Here is a 19,759-nt window from a genome sequence, read left to right as displayed (position 1 = left end):
GTTTGGGCATCGCAGCGGGATTGTCAAATGCGAAAGACCCGCATGTCCCGCAATGAAGGTCGAGCCTGAACACGGACGTTCTTGCATGGCCCCAAAAGACCCTAGCAGGGGCGGATCAGCAGGCGGGTAGCGATAGCCGGACAGGCAGATACGGCGGAGGAGACGGTTTCATGCAATTTCATCTCGAAGGGTTCAAAACCGGCGACCCGGTCATTCAACAGCCGAATCCGGACGCCTCTGCCCTCGCTGATAGCGACAGCCTGCCCGAAGAGGTTGATGTGCTGATCGTCGGCTGTGGCCCTGCAGGGCTGACGCTTGCCGCTCAACTGGCAGCTTTCCCGGAGATCCGGACCCGGATCGTGGAACAGAAATCCGGCCCGTTGCAGCTCGGCCAGGCGGATGGCGTTGCCTGTCGGACAATGGAAATGTTCGAGGCCTTCGGTTTCGCCGAGCGGCTGGAAAAGGAAGCTTACTGGGTCAACGAGACGACCTTCTGGAAACCGGACCCGGTCACACCGGGCAAGATTGCCCGCAGCGGCAGGGTTCAGGATGTCGAGGACGGGCTGTCCGAATTTCCGCATGTCATTCTGAACCAGGCGCGGGTGCATGATTTTTATCTTGAGATCATGCGAAATTCTCCCAATCGGCTGGAGCCCAATTATTCCCGAAGGCTTGTCCATCTTGAGGTGTCAAATGAGGCGGGCCAGGAGCGGCCGGTGACGGTCCATCTGGAACGGACAGACGGCGGGCATGAAGGCGAGACCGAAACAGTGCGCGCCAAATATGTGGTTGGCTGCGATGGGGCCCGCAGTTCCGTGCGCAAGGCACTCGGCCGTGAGTTGAAGGGCGACAGCGCCAATCAGGCGTGGGGTGTCATGGATGTTCTGGCGGTCACGGACTTTCCCGACATCCGCTTCAAGTCATTGGTGCAGTCGGCCGGCGAAGGCAGCATCCTGATCATTCCTCGCGAAGGTGGATATCTGGTCCGCATCTATGTGGAACTCGACAAGCTGCGTCCGGACGAGCGGATCGCGAACCGGAACATCACGGTCGAGCATCTGATTGCCGCAGCCGGACGCATTCTTCAGCCATATTCCCTTGATGTGAAAGAGGTTGCCTGGTGGTCGGTCTACGAGATCGGCCAGCGGCTTTGCGACAAGTTCGACGATGTTCCGGCAGACGACGCGTCGGGCCGCCTGCCTCGCGTTTTCATTGCAGGCGATGCCTGTCACACGCACAGCCCCAAAGCGGGACAGGGCATGAATGTCTCCATGCAGGATACGTTCAACCTCGGCTGGAAACTCGCGCATGTGCTGAAAGGGTTGAGCGAACCGGACCTGCTTGCCAGCTATTCGGCCGAACGCCAGGCGATCGCTCAGAACCTGATCGACTTCGACCGGGAATGGGCAAAGCTCGTCAGCGCGCCGGTAAAGTCGGACAGCAATCCGGATGGTGTGGATCCGGCGGCAGTGCAGAAATACTTCGTGCAGCATGGGCGCTACACCGCTGGAACAGCCTCACGCTACGTGCCCTCCGTCCTCACCGGCGACGGCACGCATCAGCACCTGGCTGAAGGCTTTCAGATCGGCATGCGGTTTCATTCTGCCCCTGTCATCCGTCTCGCCGATGCCAGGCCGTTGCAGCTGGGGCATGTGAACAAGGCTGATGGCCGTTGGCGCATCTTCGCCTTTGCCGACAGAAGCGACCCGGCGGCGAAAACCTCGGCCATCCGCCGTCTGTGCGATTTCCTGCAAAATGACCCGTCCTCGCCAGTGTTGCGACACACACCTGAAGGCGAGGATATCGACGCGATCATCGATCTGCGCGCGGTCTTTCAGCAAGACCACCGCGACCTGAGCCTCACGGCCATGCCTTCAATGCTTCTGCCTGCAAAAGGGCGCTACGGATTGAGGGACTACGAGAAGATGTTCTGCCCGGATCTCAAAAGCGGCAGCGATATTTTCGATATGCGGGGCGTCGACCGGGACAAAGGCTGTGTGGTGATCGTCCGGCCGGATCAAGCGGTTGCCGAGGTGTTGCCTCTGGAGGCCTGCGAAGCTCTGTCCAGCTACTTCAGTCGCATTCTCAAACGCAGAGCGTGAGGTCGAGCTTCGATAAGTCTTGTTTAAAAATAACTCTGCGTTAAATATCGAATAAAACGTAGAAAAATTTTATCACAATCAAAAGTACAACTAAAAAATGTAAAAGCTAATAAAATCTCTTATTGAGAGAATCGCGCGTCTACTCCCCTTTTTGGGGAGGCGCGGGAATGGGGTCCCAGGACATCGACAAAGACCGGGGAGATCGGCTGACGCAGGCAATGCGCAGCCGCGGTCACCGGAAAGCCATGGCTCTGGCAGCGGAGCTGAACATTTCTCCTGCAGCCATTACCAAATGGAAGCAGGGGCATGCAATGTCGATAGAGAACGCGTGCAATGTGGCAAATTCGCTCGATATTTCATTGGATTGGCTTTTGCTTGGCCGCAACGGACCTGATTGGCTGTTGCCGAACACCATGAGCAAGCAAGAGCTGGAGCTGATTGAAAAGCTGCGAGCCCGGCCAACCCGGGTCGTGAAAGTTCTGCTCAGTCTTGTCACCGAGATCCCTGAGCGAATTTAGCGGGAACAGTGGCCAAAAAGCAACCACAGGTAAATATCAAGAAGATTGTATAAACCATCAGTAAACAACTAAAGATAGAAAATTTTTGAAATTCGCGGAAGATGGTCTTCGAGGGCGATGCATATGAACAAAGTGTTCCTGAAAAATAATTCTGAGTACGGAAAGTCATTTGCGGCCCTTTTTAAGATAAAATATGGAGACCGAGAAAATGTCTACGCTTTTGACAATCAATGTAAAGAACCTGGAAAACGCCACCCAGGGATTTTATTTTTTCCAGCAGCCGGCGATCTATACCGGGGGTGGTCAGGTTTACAGCAACAGCCTGTATTCCCAGAGCCTTGGCAACTACGCTCAAACCGGGTCGATCCTGACGTTCCAGGTCAACATGCAATATTACGCCGGTATTCAGGAGGCGCACAGCACACCGAAGGTCGGTCAGTCGTCCGGGTTTTCTTCTGCCAGCCGGGCAATCGACCTTGCTCCCGCGTCTGGGACGGCAAACGACTGGGTCACGGCGTCCGTGAACCCGCTCGGTCTCACCCAGCCGACCTCCGGCAACGGTGTGCAGCCCGGGGCCTTCCGCATCACCACGCCGACCTATTCGCCGCCGGCGATCTACAACGTCGGCTCCGCGGTGGAAGTGAACGGTGGCATCACGCTTTCCAACTTCGTGGTTGCCAACCCGAACAACAACACGGACTGTCAGCCGATCCTGAAATACTACGTTCAGACCGGCGACTACACGCCGGGCACCGTGATGAATTTCACGGCTTCGAGCGTGGATGCAGCCGTCTGCGATTTCACCGGTGGTCATTCGATCATTGATGTCACGCTGAATGCCGACGGCACCTGGAATACATCCATCGTCAAGTAACGACGGATCCTTTCAAGGTCCCTCAGCCTGTGAGCAGGTCTTTCGCCATCCGGCCTGCTCACACCCCGCCATGGCTGGCAGCACGGGACTTTCCTTGTGCGATTGCCTCACCATGGTTCCGGCCTTCCCGTCACGGCGGTCGAGACCTGTCGGCGTGGAAGCAAGCGAAGGCGCTGACCCATGACCTCTCAGCACCAGATCATTATTAAGAACCTGTCGAAACAGACAATCAGTTTCTATGCGTTTCAGCAGCAGGCCGGTTTCACCAATTCCGGTGCGAAGCTGACGGTGCAATCGAGCAGTCTGGCGACGGGGGCACTGGCATCGTATGCCACTTCCGGGTCGCAGCTCACCTTCGGATTCGATACCCAGGTTTATGCGGGGGCGATTGAGCCGAACACCCAGGCCGCTGTGGCCAATTTCAGTGTGCGACTTTCGTTTTCAACCAACGAGATGGTGGTCAGCCAAACCTCGGCCATTCAACCGGTCGACCTGACGCCGGCATCCGGCCAGAGCAACAACCATACGGGCCTGTCGCTCAACCCGCTTGGGCTGTCGGCGGCCACCTATCAGACCGGGCCGCTGCCCGGAAGCTTCGGTATCCAGGTGCCGGCCTTTACTCCGGCGCCAACGCCGAACCTTTACTGTGGCAGCGCAGCCATCAATCAGAACGGCGGTGTCACCCTGTCGAGTTTCGTTGCGCCGCAGCCGAACAGCGATCTCGAGTGCGCTCCGCTCCCGGTCTACTTCGTCAAGGTCGGGTCCCATGCCGTGGGCGAGATCATCACCTACGACACGTCGCAAGCTGCCAAATGCGATTTCTCGCAAGGCTATTCGGTCTTCAGCGTTGCCTACAACGCAGACGGAACCTTCACGACAAAAGGGAGGTAGACATCAAGCAGCACCGGAAACTTGAAATATCTCTGTCTTTCAATGTGTTACTGAAAGGAAATGCCATGTTTTCCATTCCCTTGGCCGATGCACCCCGTCCGGTTCACAAGACACGCAGGTCTCTCCTGGCCTTTGCAGCCGTAGCCTTCTGCAGCCTTGCTGCCGCGCAAACGGCGCAGGCGCAACTGGCCTTCTCGCCGGATTGCCGGAACCACCAGCAAATCCAGGTGAACCCGCCCAAAAATGCAATCCTGTTTTCCAAACATCCGGTGCCGCATCCCGCTGGAACCGCCACCGTGTTCGCGATCAATGGTCTGAACAACTATGTCGTCCCCGCGGGCGTGAACTCCTGCGTAGTCGCCGCACCCGATCCTGACGACAACTATTGCTTCCAGGCCCGCAGCGACGGGACCATCCTTCAGGTCGGTTTCCAGGCCATCACCAACCCGGGCGGGCTGCCAGCCTGTCAGTAATGCCCGCCTGATATCCAGCGCGGTCACGCGCCAATTGCCCTTTGGTATCCGTCACAAGGAGCAGCTTTTCCTGAAACAGCAGAGGAAAGAAGAGCCATGCCTTATATTTTGAAATCCTATGAAACCGGGGCATCCCTGTCCCAGACCACTGACGCACCTCAGGCAACAGGGGCGTTCGAGGAATATGCGCAGGCTGGATGGGTGCCTGCCGCGGCAGGTCTCGGGCTCACACGGGGCGGTGTCTACCGGTTGGATGATCCGATGCCGGGCGGCGTCAAGCGCAAGATAAAGGTCGTCGCGATTGGGGCCGGTTTGAACGCGTTCACCTATGTCCGTGACGGTGTCGCCTGATTGCAGATGGCTGGCCGGGCGATAATGCAGATGACACGATTGTCTTCCAACACATTGTGCAGCTCATGCCGGTCGAACATGCTTTGGCGCCGGACAGCTGAAGAACCGGAAGCGATTGAACCGCTGTAATTACTGCATTCCCCAAATGGGGGTATCGCGACGGCACGTTGATCGTACTGAGCCTGAGGCAGTGCAAAAACAAAAGGCCCGGCATTGCTGCCGGGCCTTTCGCTTTCAGTTCTCGTGAGAGAAACGGAAATTTTAGTCGTCTGACTGCTGCTTCAGAGCCGCGCCCAGGATGTCGCCGAGAGACGCACCGCTGTCGGAAGAGCCGTACTGAGCGACAGCTTCCTTCTCTTCTGCGATCTCGAGAGCCTTGATCGACACGGTGACCCGGCGGGTCTTCTTGTCGAACTGGGTGATGCGGGCATCGAACTTGTCGCCAACGGAATAACGCTCCGGACGCTGTTCTTCGCGGTCGCGGGACAGGTCGGCGCGACGGATGAAGGCGGTCAGGTCGCTGTCTGCGATCTTGACGTCCAGGCCACCGTCCTTGATTTCGACGACTTCACAGGTCACGACGGAGTTCTTGCGCAGTTCGCCAGCTGCACCCGATTCCATCGGATCGCCGGAAAGCTGCTTGATGCCGAGGGAGATACGCTCCTTGTCGACGTCCACATCCAGAACGACGGCCTTGACCATGTCGCCCTTCTTGAACTCTTCGATGACCTGTTCGCCCGGACGGTTCCAGTCTAGGTCGGACAGGTGGACCATGCCGTCCACGTCGCCGTCGAGGCCGATGAACAGGCCGAATTCGGTCTTGTTCTTGACTTCGCCTTCGACTTCGGTGCCGATCGGGAACTGTTCAGCAAATGCATCCCACGGGTTCTGCAGGGTCTGCTTGAGGCCCAGGGAGATGCGGCGCTTGACCGGATCGACTTCCAGGATCATCACTTCGACTTCCTGAGAAGTGGAAACGATCTTGCCCGGATGGACGTTCTTCTTGGTCCAGGACATTTCGGAAACGTGGATCAGGCCTTCGATGCCCGGCTCCAGTTCCACGAATGCACCGTAGTCGGTGATGTTGGTCACGCGGCCGGTGAACTTGGCTTCGATCGGGTACTTGGCTTCGATGCCATCCCACGGATCGGTTTCAAGCTGCTTCATGCCGAGGCTGATGCGGTGCGTTTCCTGGTTGACGCGGATGATCTGCACCTTGACGGTCTGGCCGATGGTGAGAACTTCCGACGGATGGTTGATGCGGCGCCACGCAATGTCGGTGACGTGCAGCAGGCCATCGATACCGCCGAGGTCGACGAACGCACCGTAATCGGTGATGTTCTTGACCACACCTTCCACGGTATGACCTTCTTCCAGGCTCTGGACCAGTTCCGAACGCTGTTCGGCGCGGGTTTCTTCCAGAACGACACGGCGGGACACGACGATGTTGCCGCGACGCTTGTCCATCTTCAGGATCTGGAACGGCTGCGGAGTGTGCATCAGCGGGGTCACGTCGCGAACCGGACGGATATCGACCTGCGAACGCGGCAGGAAGGCAACGGCGCCATCCAGATCGACGGTGAAGCCACCCTTGACCTGGTTGAAGATCTGGCCGGTGACCTTTTCGTTGGCTTCGAAAGCAACTTCCAGGCGGACCCAGCTTTCTTCGCGGCGAGCTTTTTCGCGCGACAGAACAGCTTCGCCAAGAGCGTTTTCAACGCGCTCCAGGTAAACCTCGACTTCGTCGCCGACCTTCATTTCGCCGTCACGGCCTTTTGCGCCGAATTCCTTCAGCGGCACGCGGCCTTCGACCTTCAGACCGACGTCGATGACAGCCAGGTCTTTTTCGATCGCAACGACGGTGCCCTTTACGACGGCACCTTCATACAGGTCGTTCTGAACGAAAGACTCTTCGAGAAGAGCGGAGAAATCCTCCATGGAGGGATTGTAATCAGACATATATGCTCCTGGCGCCTTTAGGCGCGCCGCCGGCGGGTTGGTGTTGCACTCCGGATCTGTCCTTCTCCCGGGATCGCGGTTTCCGCTGATCCTGCCGCTTTTTAAAGCGGGCCGGCGGGGCGAGAGGCGGAAAATCCGGTCTCGTCACAGGTCGCCGCAACGGGCGCCCTGCCGAAATTCTCTGGTCGTTCCATAAAAGAACTGATGGCCTGGGGCCACATGTGTTCCGGATGCACAAACAGGGGCGCACCGGTGGTGAACCCCTTGTCCTTATCAGGCATCCCTGGCGCGAGACACGATATCCACAGCCGCCTGGAACGCGGTCTCTATATCCATTTCTGTCGTATCAAGCAAGACCGCATCGTCCGCCTGGCGCATCGGAGCCACAGTTCGCTTGGAATCGCGCTCGTCCCGGCGCTTGAGATCTTCCAGAACGGCGGCATATTGCGCGTCCTGCCCCTTGGAGACCATCTCGTCGGTCCGGCGCTTCGCGCGGGCCTCGGGAGAGGCGGTCACGAACAGCTTCACCGTTGCATCGGGGCACACCACGGTGCCGATGTCGCGCCCGTCGAGAACAGCTCCTGGAGGTGTCTGCGCGAAACGGCGCTGAAGCTGCACCAGCTCGTCGCGAAGGCCGCCCAGCACCGCGATGCGCGATGCCGCCTCGCCGATTTCATGTGCCGACAGGACAGACTTGTCCATCTGGGCGAGATCGAGATTATGGGCAATCTCGATTGCAACGCCCTCGTCGCCAAGTGGCAGGCCATTGGCCAGAAGCGCAGCCGCGACGGCGCGATAGGTCAGCCCGGTGTCCAGATGGCGCAGTCCGAAATGGTCGGCCAGCCGGCGGGAAAGCGTGCCCTTGCCGGATGCGGCCGGCCCGTCGATTGCGATGATCATGCGGCCTCGCTGGTGTTTGCGGTAATCTGAGCGCCAAGGCCGTCGAAGAGGCTCGTGAACGTCGGAAAGCTTGTTGCGATCACGGCTCCGTCGTCCACCGTCACCGGCTTGTGGGCGGCCATGCCCAGCACCAGGAAGGACATGGCGATGCGGTGGTCGAGGTGGGTCACCACTGTGCCGCCGCCGATGGCATTGGCTCCGCCGGTCACCGTAAGCGTGTCTTCGGTTTCAACACACGGAATGCCGTTGGCTTCCAGTCCGCGGGCGACGGCGGCCAGACGGTCGGATTCCTTCACGCGCAGTTCCTCCAGCCCGGGCATGAAGGTTTCGCCCTCGGCAAAGGCAGCGGCCACGGCCAGCACCGGATACTCGTCGATCATCGACGGCGCGCGGTCGGCCGGCACGGTGATGCCTTTCAGTTTGCTGGCCTTGACGTGGAGGTCGCCCACTTCCTCGCCGCCTGTTTCGCGCCGGTTGACGATCGAAATATCGCCGCCCATTTCGATCAGGGTGGTGATCAGGCCGGTGCGGTGCTCGTTCAGAAGAACGTTTTCGATGATGACGTCCGAACCCGGCACGATCAGCGCTGCAACCAGCGGGAAGCCTGCGGAGGAGGGGTCGCCGGGCACGTCGATGTCCTGCGGCTTCAGCTCCGGTTGGCCCTGAAGCTTGATCACGCGCTCGCCGGCCTCGTTCAAGGTTACGGAGATGTCGGCGCCAAACCCCTTCAGCATCTTTTCCGTGTGATCGCGGGTCGGGATCGGCTCGATCACCGTGGTTTCTCCCGCGGCATTGAGGCCCGCCAGCAGAACCGCGGATTTGACCTGTGCCGACGGCATCGGCACCCGATAGGTGATCGGCAGTGCCTGTTCCGCGCCGCGGATGGAGGCCGGCAGGCGGTCGCCGTCGCGGGCAATCACGTTGGTACCCATGTCGCGCAGCGGGTTGAGCACGCGGCCCATCGGCCGTTTGGACAGGGACGCATCGCCCACAAACGTGGCGGCGATGTTGTGGCTGCCGAAAATACCCATGGTCAGGCGCACGCCTGTGCCGGCATTGCCGAAATCGATGACATGTTCCGGCTCCAGCAGGCTGCCGAGGCCGATACCGTCCACGGTATAGCTGCCGTCTTCGAGTTTGGTGATGGTCGCGCCGACGGCGCGCATGGCATCGGCCGTCGCCAGTACATCTTCCGATTCAAGCAGACCCTTCACGGTGGTCCGGCCAACGGCAAGCGCGCCGAACATCAGGGATCTGTGCGAGATGGACTTGTCGCCAGGCACGCGGATTGTGCCGGTCAAGGGGCTACCCAGGCTGGATGTCAGTGGCTTGGGCGCAGAATCGTGTGACATTTTCAATGTCCGCAAATTGGATCGGTTGTCAAAAGGTGACACGTCCTATCATGTGGATGCGCCTGCGTCATCCGTTCAGACCGCCCTATTCTCAACTTCGCGGAATTTCCCGGTAATGGCCGAATGGCAACGGATTCAACCCGGTGTCGGTCCGCAGCTCGTGTGGGTAACGCAGTCAGGCGCTTGAAATTTGAGTCACAACGTGCAGAACAATAATCCGAAGAATGTTTTTTCGATTGATTTGCCTTTGACACCGGAACGGCTTGACGCTATGGGGCGGCCCACGAATTCAAGTCGATTACATAACGAAGAAGGGTGAGCACTGTGGCAAAACCTGAACTTGGCACAAAGCGGCTTTGCCCGAGCTGCGGCGCCAAATACTACGATCTCAACCGTTCCCCGATCTCCTGCCCCAAATGCGGCACGGTGTTCGAGGCGGTCATGACCTCCCGTGCTGCGAAAGCTGCGAAGGTCGAAGAGACGCCGGAAGACGATGACGATGAGGAAGACGTCGCTGCTCCGGAAATCGTGACCTTGGAAGAGGCCGATGCGGAAGCAGAAGGCGGCGACGATGATGTGCCGGATCTGGAAGATGCGGACGTCGATATCGAGGATGAAGAAAGTAGCGACGACGACGTCTTCATCGACGATGAGGACGAAGACGAAGAATCCGTTCCGGGTATCCGCGTCGAAATCGACGAAGATACGGATCGCTAAGTTATTGCCCGGACAGGCTTTTCTGCTCGTCCGGGCTTTTCCACAAGCGGCGGAAAAGATCCTCGTATTTTCTGCTTGATCTTGTGTGGAGGTGTGACTATAACCCGCCTCCATCGACGCCGGACACCCAAGCCGGTGCGCATATGGAACATGGGGCCATAGCTCAGTTGGGAGAGCGCTACAATGGCATTGTAGAGGTCAGGGGTTCGATTCCCCTTGGCTCCACCATTCCTCTTTCAGACAGCTCCAGATAAATCTGCCTTATCCGCCAGAAGCATTGCCTCTGAGCTATTAGCCTATGCTGAACCGGCCTTTCTCCGCGACAGGGGCGAGCAACGGCAGAGCGGGGCGAATCTGCCTCGGAACCGTAAGAAACTTCATCCGAAAGTCTTGCCCAGCATCCACGTCACCGCGATCACGAGTGCGAGGGCCATCGCACGGTTGAACAAACGCATCCGGTTGGGCGTGATTTGAGCGCCGCCCCAGGCCCACATGGCCAGAGATGCCCAACAGATTGCGCCGAAGAGCGCGGCGAACACTGCCAGTCCCGTGACGGGGTCGGTCAGCGGCAGCACAAAAGCCGAAAGCGACGAGACCACCGCAAGCCACGCTTTCGGGTTTAACCCCTGAACCAGCACCCCCGACCAGAAGCCTGGCGTACGGAGGAAGTTCGGGCGGTCTGTTACCCCGTCGTCGCGGAGGAGGCCCACTGCCATCCAGATCAGATAGGTGCTGCCGATCACGGTCATCGGAACTTGCAAAGCCGTGATCGACTCCGCGCCGCCCAGGAGGCCTGCGCCTAAGGCAAGGAGAATGAAGAGAAAACTCGCAGTGGCGCCAGTGACAAAGATCAGAGCCTGCCCCATCCCATAGCGCGCGCCGGTCATCGCTCCGATGATGTTGACCGGTCCGGGCGTTGCCGATGCAGCGACGGCAAAGCCTGACATGGCCACAATTGTTTCCAACGTAGGCATGGGTCAGCGCAACAGGGGCAGGCGGCCGCAAATGCGATCGACCTTCTTTCTGGGTCCTCCAAGCAGGATCGCTTGCGGCGCATGGTCGGAGATTGGCCTGGACGCGATCCGGGCCGTGTAATCGGCATAGTCCTTCGCCTCGAAAGCGTCGCGCATGTAAGCCAACCGGATCGGTAGGTCCTCTGCGGCGAAGAACAGCGCAGGCAGATCGTCGGCAGGCGCACCCAGGACCGGAAGCGCTGTGTTGGTGATACCGGGAAGGCAAACGCCGTCGTGGGTTGGCGTCTCGGCTCCGATGAGGTCCGGGCGAAGATGCCCAAGGCTCATCCCCAGAACAGCTGCGAAATTGGCTTTCACTCCGAGGGGGAGTTCCTGGGACAAAATGATAACAGGTTTGAATGACATGAACGCGCTCCTTTCGGAACGCTATTGGCATGGACGGATCCGGGAACGATTGGACAAAAGTGAACCGTCAGTGCCGTTTCAGCGCGCCGGGTGTCACGCCATAATGGCGGCGAAACTGCCGGATCAAATGGGCCTGATCACAGAACCCCGCTTCGTGGGCAGCCTCAGCGGCAGGAACGCCATTCAGTAGCAACCGCTGCGCATGATCCACACGGGCCTGGACGATCAGGGCGTGCGGCGTCATGCCGGTGGCGCGTCGGACACTTCGGATCAGATACGACACGCTGAGATTGGCTTCGGCCGCCAGATCATCAAGGGTCAGAGGCGCGCCGGACTCGACCGCCGCCATCACTCGCGCCCGCACCAGACCGACTGCCGCAGGTTCGCGGCCGGCGGGACGCAGGTCCGCTCTGCCATAGCGAGTGAACGCGACGGAGAGAACATCGTGAACAGCCTCTTCCACTGCCAGGGTCCGGTCAGCCGACGCGGGCATGTTCAGAAAACGGGCAAGGCCACCGAGCGCTCGTGCCAGCCGAAGGCCGTGATCCCGGGGAGCGACCTGGTTGAAGCCGCGCAGTTCTTTCAGGTCGAGGATGGCGCGCACCGCCTCTTCGGACGCATAGAGCATATTGTAACGCACGTGGTTGGTCGCGGCATGCCCGGTATGGGGCTCCTCGGGATTCATGAGCGAAAGCGACCCGGCAGGAAGCGTCATGCTCTCACCGCGGCAAATGTAACCGCCGGCGCCGGCGGCGATGGCGCCTATGGCAAATCCTTCGTGCGCGTGCCGGGTGAAGGTCTGCCGACTGAACGAAGCCTCGAAGAGCTGAATCCCGTGATGCCAGCCGAGATGGTGATAGCGATTGCCCTGCATCACCGGAAAATAGCATCGTGGAATTGTCTTGGTAAGGCCTTGGAAGGGCTCTTTCCACCCGTTTGCTGCGCGCCGTTTGAACGGCAGCTTCGGGTGCTGCCGAAACCCATGAAAGACAAATCTCACTGACAATAAGACGACATCACAGCTCGGCCTTGCACGCGTGCTGGCACCGGCCCGATGGGTCGACCCATTGTCAGATTCACCGATTAACGGCATCGAAATAATTCGTCCCTAGGGTCTCGTTACGTGAGGGTGGGTCGTTTCGGTCGCGAGGGTCGGCGAATACGGCTCGCTTGTTTTCAGGATTTGAACAGGTTTTTCCGATGCCGGCCGAAGGCAATGTCAGCACATGGATCGACTGTCATTCCCGTGCGTGCTGACGGTGGCAGCATGAAGCACGTCGGAAGCGCATCGATCGTTGCGGAACGTGACGGCAAACAGAAGTCAGGGTTGTCTTCCTTGAACCGTTACAACGCAATCGCAAAACGCTTTTCTGGATTTGCCCTGATCTCCGGGATCGGCTGGTGCCTGGATTTCCTGACGATGGCAACGCTCACGCAGAGTGGCCTGCCCGTGTTCTGGGCAAATTTCATCGGTGCCTTCTGCGGCGTGACCTTCGTCTTCTTTGTTGCCGGAAAGCACATTTTCGAAAAGGCCGGCAACAGATCGACGGCAACCCTCCTGGTGCTTTACTGGATCTGGCAGGTCGTTGCGGTGACGGCCGCCTCGGCTCTGACAGCCGCCTTGAGCTGGGCCCTGATGTCGCTGCTGGAGGCCGTGGGCGGAATGGCCGTTGTTGCCGGTTACGGTCTGAAACCGGTGACCTTGTGTGGCATCAGCGCCAAGATGCTGGTCACGCCCTTCACTCTTGTCGCGAATTTCTTTTTCATGCGGTTTCTACTCGAATACCGCAAGTCAGATTGAGGGGCCACCATGACCGGCCGCGTTCTTGTTTTCATTCCCTGCTACAACTGCGAAGCGCAGATCCCGCGTGTGCTGAAACAGCTTGAAGCGCCGGAGGTGCGGGCCGTTGTCGATGGTGTGCTGTGCGTCGACAACCGCTCGACAGACGGCACGCGAGAAGCGGCGCAGGCCGGATTGGCGAACCTCGGCTATGCCGAAACGGCCCTGCTGCACAACGACGACAACTACGGCCTTGGCGGGTCGCACAAGGTTGCGATCAATTTCGCGATGGTGAACGGCTACGACTATCTGGTCGTGCTGCACGGCGATGATCAGGGCTCGATTGCCGACCTGGTGCCGCATATTGCGGCTGGCCGCCACAAGGACCTCGATTTCCTGATGGGCGCGCGCTTCATGAAGGGCTCGAAGCTGGAGGGCTATTCGCTGGTGCGCACGGCAGCCAATCATGCCTTCAACCTGATCTTCTCGGCAATCAGCGGCCAACGTCTCTTCGACCTCGGCTCCGGGCTGAACCTGTTCCGGGTGGAGGCCTTCAAGTCCGGTTTTCACCTGAAATATGCCGACGACCTGACGTTCAATTATTACCTGATCCTGGGTGTTGTCCGAAACCGGTTCCGGTTAGCGTTCTTTCCGTTGACCTGGCGTGAAGACGACCAGATCTCCAATGCCAAGCTCAGCAAGATGGGGGTCCAGCTGCTGCGTATCGTCGGCTTCCGTCTGTTCAGTCCTGCGGCCTTCTTTGCCGCCGATCACCGGCAGACAACGCGCGCCGCCTATCCTTCGACGAGGATCGCCTGAGGTGCGGACCTTGCGGATATTTGCCCGGTCTCGGCACGCCAGGCAGCCAGCAGGCCTTGCCCTGCATTATGCGGTCTTGTTCGTGCCGTTCGGCCTTGCCGTCTGGTGGCTGGTTGAGCAGGGCCTGGGCGAGCTCACCGGCAAACCCTGGCAGGCTCTTGTGCTGGCAGGGGGCATCTATCTCGGCTCTCATTGCGTGCGTGCCGTTCGTCTCGCCATCATGGCCTCGCGGCTGCTTGGCATTTCCGGGCGTTCCAGCGCGCTCTTGCATATTGTGACCAGCCCGGGCGCCCTTGTCATTCCGTTCAAGCTTGGCGAGATCCTGAGGCTGCATCAGCTCTGGTATCTGGGCAAAAGCTTTCCCGGCGCGCTGATCATCATCCTGCTGGAGCGGTTTTTCGATGGGCTGATGATCCTGGTTCTGCTTGGCGTCGTCTACGCCTATCACGGACCGCTGGCCACCGGCCCGATGGTTCTTCTGGCCGTAACCAGCATTGCCGTGCTGGCAGGCCTTGTCGTCTTCGTGCTTGGGCCGGGCATCTTGCAGGCCCTGCAGCACTACGTGGTTCTGAACCACCGCAACCCGAACTCACTGCGGCACCTCGGCCAGCTTGATGGCCTGCGCCAGATCACGACACGCGGGGCCGACCTTTTCCGCGTGCAGGGGCCTGTGCTGCTGGTCATGTCCATGGTCATCTGGGGGCTGGAGGCGCTGGCCGCGACAGTCCTGGCCTTCACCTCGGCCGACTTTGTTGGAACCAGCGGGATCGTGCTCCTGGCGGAACGGGTGTTCGAAGGGCCTGTTGGCAGCTTCCAGGGGGCCGTCGGCACATGGAGCAGCCTGTGTCTTCTGTCCCTTGCCCTGGTCTGGCCGCTTGCCATGTGGATCTACCTGCCGCGCGTGCGCAATGAACCGCTGCGCGCCCAGAACAGGACCGGTGTCTTATGACAAAAGCACTTTCCGTAATTCTAGACGACCGGGATCCGCAGGCCGAAAGCGTGCGTGCCGCGCTTGGCGAAGTCCGGTTTTCCGACATCATGCGCCGTCGCCAGACCCTGGCGAAGGAACTGACAGCCATGTCCCTGGAGGCCGGAGCGGAAGCGGTCGAGCATCTGACGTCGCCGGAAAGCGGCGTGGAACTTGCCGACCGTATCCGCGACCGGGGCGATGCGGCGATCTATCTGCGCGTACCGCTCTGCCTGCCACCGCTTGATCCGGAGGGCTTTTCGGTGCTTGTCCGCAAGGCCGGATACGCCTTGACGACGATGCTGGCCACTCCGGTCATCAACGACGAGGCTGTTGCTGTCCTGTTCCACACCGAGGCCGCATCGCTTTTGTGTGCGGAAACGCCTGAGGCCCGCCGCCTGCTGCTGCTGTCGCTGCGCGACCGCTCCGAGATCATCACGGATCACGCCCGGTTCATCGATATTCGCGAACCGCGCAATCTGATGCTGTTTCTGTCCGGCGCGACCGAGCTGCGTCATTTCAATTCCGCCCGCGCGGAAGACAACGTCTTTCACAAACAATCCAGCGACATCGCGAAAATGCGCGCCGAATACGGCTTCTTCCATGCCGCACCACCGGAACTGCAGCGGTTTCTGTTGCCGACCTTTGGTTTCTGGGAGGACGGCAAGCAGGCGGGCTATCGCATGGAGCATCTGGCAATCCCCGATGCAGCGCTGCAATGGGTGCATCACTCCTTCACCGAAGGTGATTTCAAGGTCCTGCTCGATCAGGCCTTCAATTATCTGAACGCCAGAACACCGGGAAAGAAAGACCGGGTTCGTGCTGAAAAACAGATACTGGAAAAAATGGACAAGAGGATCGCGGCGTTCCTGGAAACCGAGCCTGGCAGGCAGACCAACCAGATCCTGGAACGGGCGGGGCCGCGCGGCGGTTTGCCCGACATGCTGGAGCAGGCACGTCCGTTCGTCCGCAAGGCGGTGGCCACCACGGATCAACTGGTGTTTTCCCACGGTGATCCGTGCTTTTCCAACATCCTGTTCGATCGGCGGATCGGCCTGATGCGGTTGATCGATCCACGTGGCGCCTTGTCCGCGGACGATGCGATGATGCATCCGCTCTATGATGTGGCCAAGATCAGTCACTCCATTCTGGGCAGCTACGACTATGTCAACAACGGCCTGTTCCGCGTCTATCTGAACAAGGACCTGAAGTTGGAACTCGACTGGACGATTGCGCCTCCGGCAGATTGGGCCGAACGGCACTTCTGCGACAGGCTGGAGGCGGAAGGCCTCGACATTGCCCACGTGCGTGCGGTCGAACTGTCACTGTTCCTGTCGATGCTGCCGCTTCACACCGACCACCCGGACAAGCTTGTCGGCTTTGCGCTGATCGCGGCGTCGATCCTCGATCAGCTTGAAAGCGGACAGAAACGGCAGAGAAAGGCCAGCTGATGAGCGGCATCGTGGCAATTACCATGGCAGGTCTCGGCAGCCGCTTCACCAAGGCGGGATACGAGCGGCCGAAATACGAGATCGAGGCGCTCGGCCGGCCGTTGTTCGACTGGTCCATGCTCTCGCTGGAAGCCTATCGGGAAGCCGGCTGGTCGTTCCGGTTTGCGGTGCGCAGCGGATTGAACGCGCCGGACTTCCTGACTGGCCGCTGCAAGGCGCTTGGTATCAAGGTCGACGGCATCGTCCAGCTTGACGAACTCACCGACGGACAGGCGACGACGGCTCTGGAACTGGTGGCCACAGCCTCTGAAAACCAGCCGCTCGCCATCTTCAACATCGATACCTATGTGGCCCCGGGTGCGATGGCGCCTGCGGATCCGGCGGTTTGTGCCGGACATGTGCCGTGTTTCCCCGGGCCGGGCGATGGCTGGTCCTTCGCGCGGACCGACCAGAACGGCCGCGTGGTGGAACTGCGCGAGAAGGAGCGCATTTCCGATCATGCGACCGTCGGTCTCTACTGGTTCGACAGCGTCGCACGCTACCGGGACGTCTATGCCCGTTTCTTCCGTGCAAGCGGAGAGGAAAAGGGCGAGCGGTATATTGCGCCCATGTACAACCAGATCATTTCGGACGGAGCGGATGTCACCATCAGCCAGCTTGCGTTCGAAGATGTCGGCATGCTCGGCACGCCGGAACAGCTGGAATCCTTCATCATCTCCCCGCCACCTTCGGCAGCAAAGTGGACGATTGCCAAATGATTGCCCTTTCCACCTATGCCTTTGCCATTCTGCTGTTTCCGGCGCTTGTTGCGGTCTGGTACCTGCGCGAGGACTATGCTTCCGGCTTCGTCGGGCTGCTCTGTCTGTCGGGCGCCGTGGGACTGATCTTCGTCAGCGCCACGCTGCCGCACCTGTTCTATGATCATGAGCGCTATCTGCACGACCTCTGGACGGCTTTTGACGCGGCAAACAAGTCCGCAAACGGGCTGGCCTCGAGCGTCGACTATTTCAGCCTGATCGGTCCGGTGTACGACTGGGTCTTCCGGATCGCGGCCGGTCTGCGCCAGGTGGATGCAACGTCTATTCCCCTGGCAAACGCCATTTTCGCCTTGGCCACGCTGGTGCTGGCGGTTCTCGCACTGACGCGGCAGCTCAATTTCGGCACCCTTGGCCTCGTTGTTCTGATTGCTGTTGCCACAGCCGTGACGCCGCGCGAACCGGATACGATCTTCGCCCATACCAGCATGAGCTGGCTTGCCCCCTACAATCGCTGGGCGGCGGCTCTTGCGGCTGTTGTTACGGCGGCCTTTTGCTGTCCTCCCGGACGCAGGGGCGTGCCGGAAGCTTTTCTGCTCGGCGTTTCGATTGCCGTCGTCTGCCTGATCAAGGTCACTTTCGGCGCTGCGCTGGTCGGTCTGCTGGTTGCGGCAACGGTCTTCCGGAATGTTTCGCTAAAACATGCCGTCGTGGTTCTGATCGGCCTCGCGGCGTCCCTGGTGGCGGCTGAGCTGATCACCGGACAGGTCAGCGCGAACCTTGCGGACCTCAAGACCGTTTCCGCGTTTGCGAAGGAAACCTGGCGCATCATCAAGCTGATCACCCAGCTTGGGGAAGCGGCCATCTGGGCTATCGGCAGTGCCGCGCTCTATCTGCTGCTGTGTGAAAACAGCTCTGAGCCCAGGCGCTTTACTCCTGTCATTCTGATCCTGGTCGCGGCCGCCATGGCCTGCGTCATTCTCATGCAGAATCACTGGCTGTCGCAAAGCCCGATCTACGCGGTGCTTCCGGTCATCGCCGTGCAGTGGGCCGGCCTGTTCCGAAAGGATAAGGTTGTTGCGCAGCCGGGGGAAGTGGCATCGCAGGCTCTGACGCTGAACATTCTCTCGGTGGCGGCCATCGCAATAGCCTTGCTCTATCCTGTGCGTGATGGCGGGGCCATGGTCGCGCAGTTTCTGCAAAGCCGGCAATATCCTGCGGACGAACGGCTGGCTGGCACCGGACAGGCGGGCTTTGTCGTGAATCCGCGCAGGCAAGAGCAGCCCGAAGCGGAAGTGAACGTCGACTACAATCGGATGCTGGACGGTTTCAACCTGCTACGGGAAGCCGGAGCCGAAGAGCCGGATGCCGGACCCGTACTGGCGCTCAACTTCTCCAATCCGTTTCCATCCCTTCTGAACAAGCCTTCACCCGCCAGGGCACCGATCTGGTTTCACGACGGCAGAACGTTCTCCAAGGATATTCATCAGCCGGAAGACGAGTTCTTCTCGGATGCGGAATTTGTGATCGTTGGGCACGGAGACCAATCTGGAGAAGCGCTTTGGGAAATCTACCAGCCCTACGTTCTGGAGCACTACCGGGAGGTTGCCCGCAGCCCGTCCTGGACCGTCTACCGAAAGAAGGGGCAGGACAGCCAGGACCTTTAGGGGTCACGCCCTAGCCCGGGAAGGCGTCCGGTTCCGCAGGTGTCTGGCCGCGGAACCTATGTGGCGTCAGCTCTTGGGAGCGTTGTCGAGCAAGTCGTCGATTTCCGCTTTTGACAGACGGACAAATTCGTCCGGCCGGATGGCGCGGTCGTCGATATAGAAGCCCTCGTGACCGCACCAGGGTTTGCCGACGAAGATCTCGTCATAGGGAATGTCGTGTTTCTGCAGCCATTCGATGATGATCGGCACGGTGTGCGCCGTAATCTTGCCGACGTTGTTTTCGTGTGTCCGCATGTTGCGTGCGGTCTGGATCACGATCTCGAATCCCTGTTCCTTGTACTCCCGCAGCTTTTCAACAAGGGGCAGGTTCGGTGAAACGTTCCGGTAGTCGGAGGTATCCGCAAGGGTCAGGGTACCGTCCAGATCGATAACAAGGCGCTTGATGGGTTCAACTCCCCGCTGGTCCGGTTCCGCAGAGACCGGAAGATCATGAAATTACTGTTCGGGGTGTTGCTATACCCACAAATCATCAAGGCCGGGTAAAGCTCGCCGTCCGGTTTTATGTTGCCCGGCTGTCTCTTCAGGTATCGCCGGCTCTGCCGTCGTCCTGCCGTCGTGATCCGCTTTTATACTCTGGCTGAAACAGGACCTGCCGCATGTCCCGGTCCGGAATTTCCGCAAGGCTGTCACATGCCCGTAATACCCGCCCGCTAGAACGCCGATTGCACACGTGTGCAAGCGCATTTGTTCTTCCCAAGGCACTTCCGGGAGTGAGGTGCCCCAACACAGACAGCAGGCGAAATA

The 19,759-nt window shown here is 59.6% G+C and carries 20 protein-coding genes and 1 tRNA gene; 14 read left to right on the top strand and 7 right to left on the bottom strand.

The genetic code is table 11. The annotated features are described in order from the left end of the window. Positions 1 to 170 precede the first annotated feature (170 nt). The 6 genes from AC2A6O_RS22260 (at position 171) to AC2A6O_RS22235 (ending at position 5,209) form a co-directional block, all read left to right on the top strand. Positions 171 to 2,102, top strand: coding sequence for an FAD-binding monooxygenase (locus AC2A6O_RS22260; protein ID WP_498930401.1), 1,932 nt, complete (start codon positions 171 to 173; stop codon positions 2,100 to 2,102). Between the two features lie 167 nt (positions 2,103 to 2,269). Continuing rightward, positions 2,270 to 2,620: a helix-turn-helix domain-containing protein gene (locus AC2A6O_RS22255; RefSeq protein WP_498930399.1), complete on the top strand. Its 351-nt coding sequence runs from the start codon at positions 2,270 to 2,272 to the stop codon at positions 2,618 to 2,620. A gap of 208 nt (positions 2,621 to 2,828) precedes the next feature. Continuing rightward, a complete protein-coding gene (locus tag AC2A6O_RS22250; RefSeq protein WP_148582240.1) occupies positions 2,829 to 3,494 on the top strand; it encodes a hypothetical protein in 666 nt (221 codons plus the stop codon). A gap of 180 nt (positions 3,495 to 3,674) precedes the next feature. Beyond that, the gene (locus tag AC2A6O_RS22245; RefSeq protein ID WP_498930397.1) at positions 3,675 to 4,385 is read left to right on the top strand and encodes a hypothetical protein; all 711 of its coding nucleotides are present in this window, start codon (positions 3,675 to 3,677) and stop codon (positions 4,383 to 4,385) included. 65 nt (positions 4,386 to 4,450) lie between these two features. After that, positions 4,451 to 4,858 carry a hypothetical protein gene (locus AC2A6O_RS22240; RefSeq protein WP_498930395.1) on the top strand — a complete coding sequence of 136 codons (408 nt, stop codon included), beginning with the start codon at positions 4,451 to 4,453 and terminating at the stop codon, positions 4,856 to 4,858. Between the two features lie 96 nt (positions 4,859 to 4,954). Next, positions 4,955 to 5,209, top strand: coding sequence for a hypothetical protein (locus tag AC2A6O_RS22235; protein ID WP_498930393.1), 255 nt, complete (start codon positions 4,955 to 4,957; stop codon positions 5,207 to 5,209). Positions 5,210 to 5,470: 261 nt separating this feature from the next. Here AC2A6O_RS22235 and rpsA read toward each other — a convergent pair whose 3' ends face one another. The 3 genes from rpsA to aroA form a co-directional block, all read right to left on the bottom strand. Next, positions 5,471 to 7,168 carry a 30S ribosomal protein S1 gene (rpsA, locus tag AC2A6O_RS22230; RefSeq protein ID WP_148582244.1) on the bottom strand — a complete coding sequence of 566 codons (1,698 nt, stop codon included), beginning with the start codon at positions 7,166 to 7,168 and terminating at the stop codon, positions 5,471 to 5,473. A 273-nt stretch (positions 7,169 to 7,441) separates the two neighbouring features. Then, positions 7,442 to 8,068, bottom strand: coding sequence for a (d)CMP kinase (cmk, locus tag AC2A6O_RS22225; protein ID WP_498930390.1), 627 nt, complete (start codon positions 8,066 to 8,068; stop codon positions 7,442 to 7,444). Further along, positions 8,065 to 9,420: a 3-phosphoshikimate 1-carboxyvinyltransferase gene (aroA, locus tag AC2A6O_RS22220; protein WP_498930388.1), complete on the bottom strand. Its 1,356-nt coding sequence runs from the start codon at positions 9,418 to 9,420 to the stop codon at positions 8,065 to 8,067. Before aroA ends, cmk begins: the two co-directional genes overlap by 4 nt. 324 nt (positions 9,421 to 9,744) lie before the next feature. Between aroA and AC2A6O_RS22215 the strand changes: the two genes are divergently transcribed. Next, positions 9,745 to 10,137, top strand: a complete 393-nt coding sequence (locus tag AC2A6O_RS22215; RefSeq protein ID WP_148582246.1) for a TIGR02300 family protein — start codon at positions 9,745 to 9,747, stop codon at positions 10,135 to 10,137. 152 nt (positions 10,138 to 10,289) lie between these two features. Next, positions 10,290 to 10,365: transfer RNA gene (locus AC2A6O_RS22210), tRNA-Ala, on the top strand. A gap of 149 nt (positions 10,366 to 10,514) precedes the next feature. Here AC2A6O_RS22210 and AC2A6O_RS22205 read toward each other — a convergent pair. The 3 genes from AC2A6O_RS22205 to AC2A6O_RS22195 form a co-directional block, all read right to left on the bottom strand. Beyond that, positions 10,515 to 11,084: a LysE family translocator gene (locus AC2A6O_RS22205; RefSeq protein WP_498930386.1), complete on the bottom strand. Its 570-nt coding sequence runs from the start codon at positions 11,082 to 11,084 to the stop codon at positions 10,515 to 10,517. A 30-nt stretch (positions 11,085 to 11,114) separates the two neighbouring features. Further along, positions 11,115 to 11,516 (bottom strand): DUF2000 domain-containing protein, encoded by a 402-nt coding sequence (locus AC2A6O_RS22200; RefSeq protein WP_148582248.1) that lies wholly within the window; start codon positions 11,514 to 11,516, stop codon positions 11,115 to 11,117. A gap of 67 nt (positions 11,517 to 11,583) precedes the next feature. Next, entirely contained in the window at positions 11,584 to 12,390 is an 807-nt protein-coding gene (locus AC2A6O_RS22195) for a helix-turn-helix domain-containing protein (RefSeq protein WP_498930844.1), read from the bottom strand. Positions 12,391 to 12,732: 342 nt separating this feature from the next. Between AC2A6O_RS22195 and AC2A6O_RS22190 the strand changes: the two genes are divergently transcribed. From AC2A6O_RS22190 to AC2A6O_RS22165, 6 genes are read left to right on the top strand one after another with little or no spacing between them, the layout of a single operon-like run. Beyond that, complete coding sequence (locus AC2A6O_RS22190) at positions 12,733 to 13,317, top strand: GtrA family protein (RefSeq protein ID WP_498930384.1); 585 nt, start codon at positions 12,733 to 12,735, stop codon at positions 13,315 to 13,317. Between the two features lie 9 nt (positions 13,318 to 13,326). After that, a complete protein-coding gene (locus tag AC2A6O_RS22185) occupies positions 13,327 to 14,115 on the top strand; it encodes a glycosyltransferase family 2 protein (RefSeq protein ID WP_148582251.1) in 789 nt (262 codons plus the stop codon). 10 nt (positions 14,116 to 14,125) lie between these two features. Next, positions 14,126 to 15,064 (top strand): lysylphosphatidylglycerol synthase domain-containing protein, encoded by a 939-nt coding sequence (locus AC2A6O_RS22180; protein ID WP_162529960.1) that lies wholly within the window; start codon positions 14,126 to 14,128, stop codon positions 15,062 to 15,064. Then, positions 15,061 to 16,533: a hypothetical protein gene (locus AC2A6O_RS22175; protein WP_498930381.1), complete on the top strand. Its 1,473-nt coding sequence runs from the start codon at positions 15,061 to 15,063 to the stop codon at positions 16,531 to 16,533. The genes AC2A6O_RS22180 and AC2A6O_RS22175 overlap by 4 nt, the downstream gene beginning before the upstream one ends. Next, a complete protein-coding gene (locus tag AC2A6O_RS22170) occupies positions 16,533 to 17,291 on the top strand; it encodes a glycosyltransferase family 2 protein (protein ID WP_498930380.1) in 759 nt (252 codons plus the stop codon). The genes AC2A6O_RS22175 and AC2A6O_RS22170 overlap by 1 nt, the downstream gene beginning before the upstream one ends. Beyond that, the gene (locus tag AC2A6O_RS22165) at positions 17,288 to 18,955 is read left to right on the top strand and encodes a hypothetical protein (RefSeq protein ID WP_498930378.1); all 1,668 of its coding nucleotides are present in this window, start codon (positions 17,288 to 17,290) and stop codon (positions 18,953 to 18,955) included. Before AC2A6O_RS22170 ends, AC2A6O_RS22165 begins: the two co-directional genes overlap by 4 nt. Before the next feature lie 66 nt (positions 18,956 to 19,021). Here AC2A6O_RS22165 and AC2A6O_RS22160 read toward each other — a convergent pair whose 3' ends face one another. Further along, on the bottom strand, positions 19,022 to 19,399 hold the full coding sequence (locus AC2A6O_RS22160) for an HAD hydrolase family protein (protein WP_148582256.1): 378 nt from the start codon (positions 19,397 to 19,399) through the stop codon (positions 19,022 to 19,024). Positions 19,400 to 19,759 lie beyond the last annotated feature (360 nt).

The organism is Labrenzia sp. ATLA3 (genome assembly GCF_057180185.1).
This window is presented reverse-complemented; position numbering and strand designations above follow the sequence as displayed.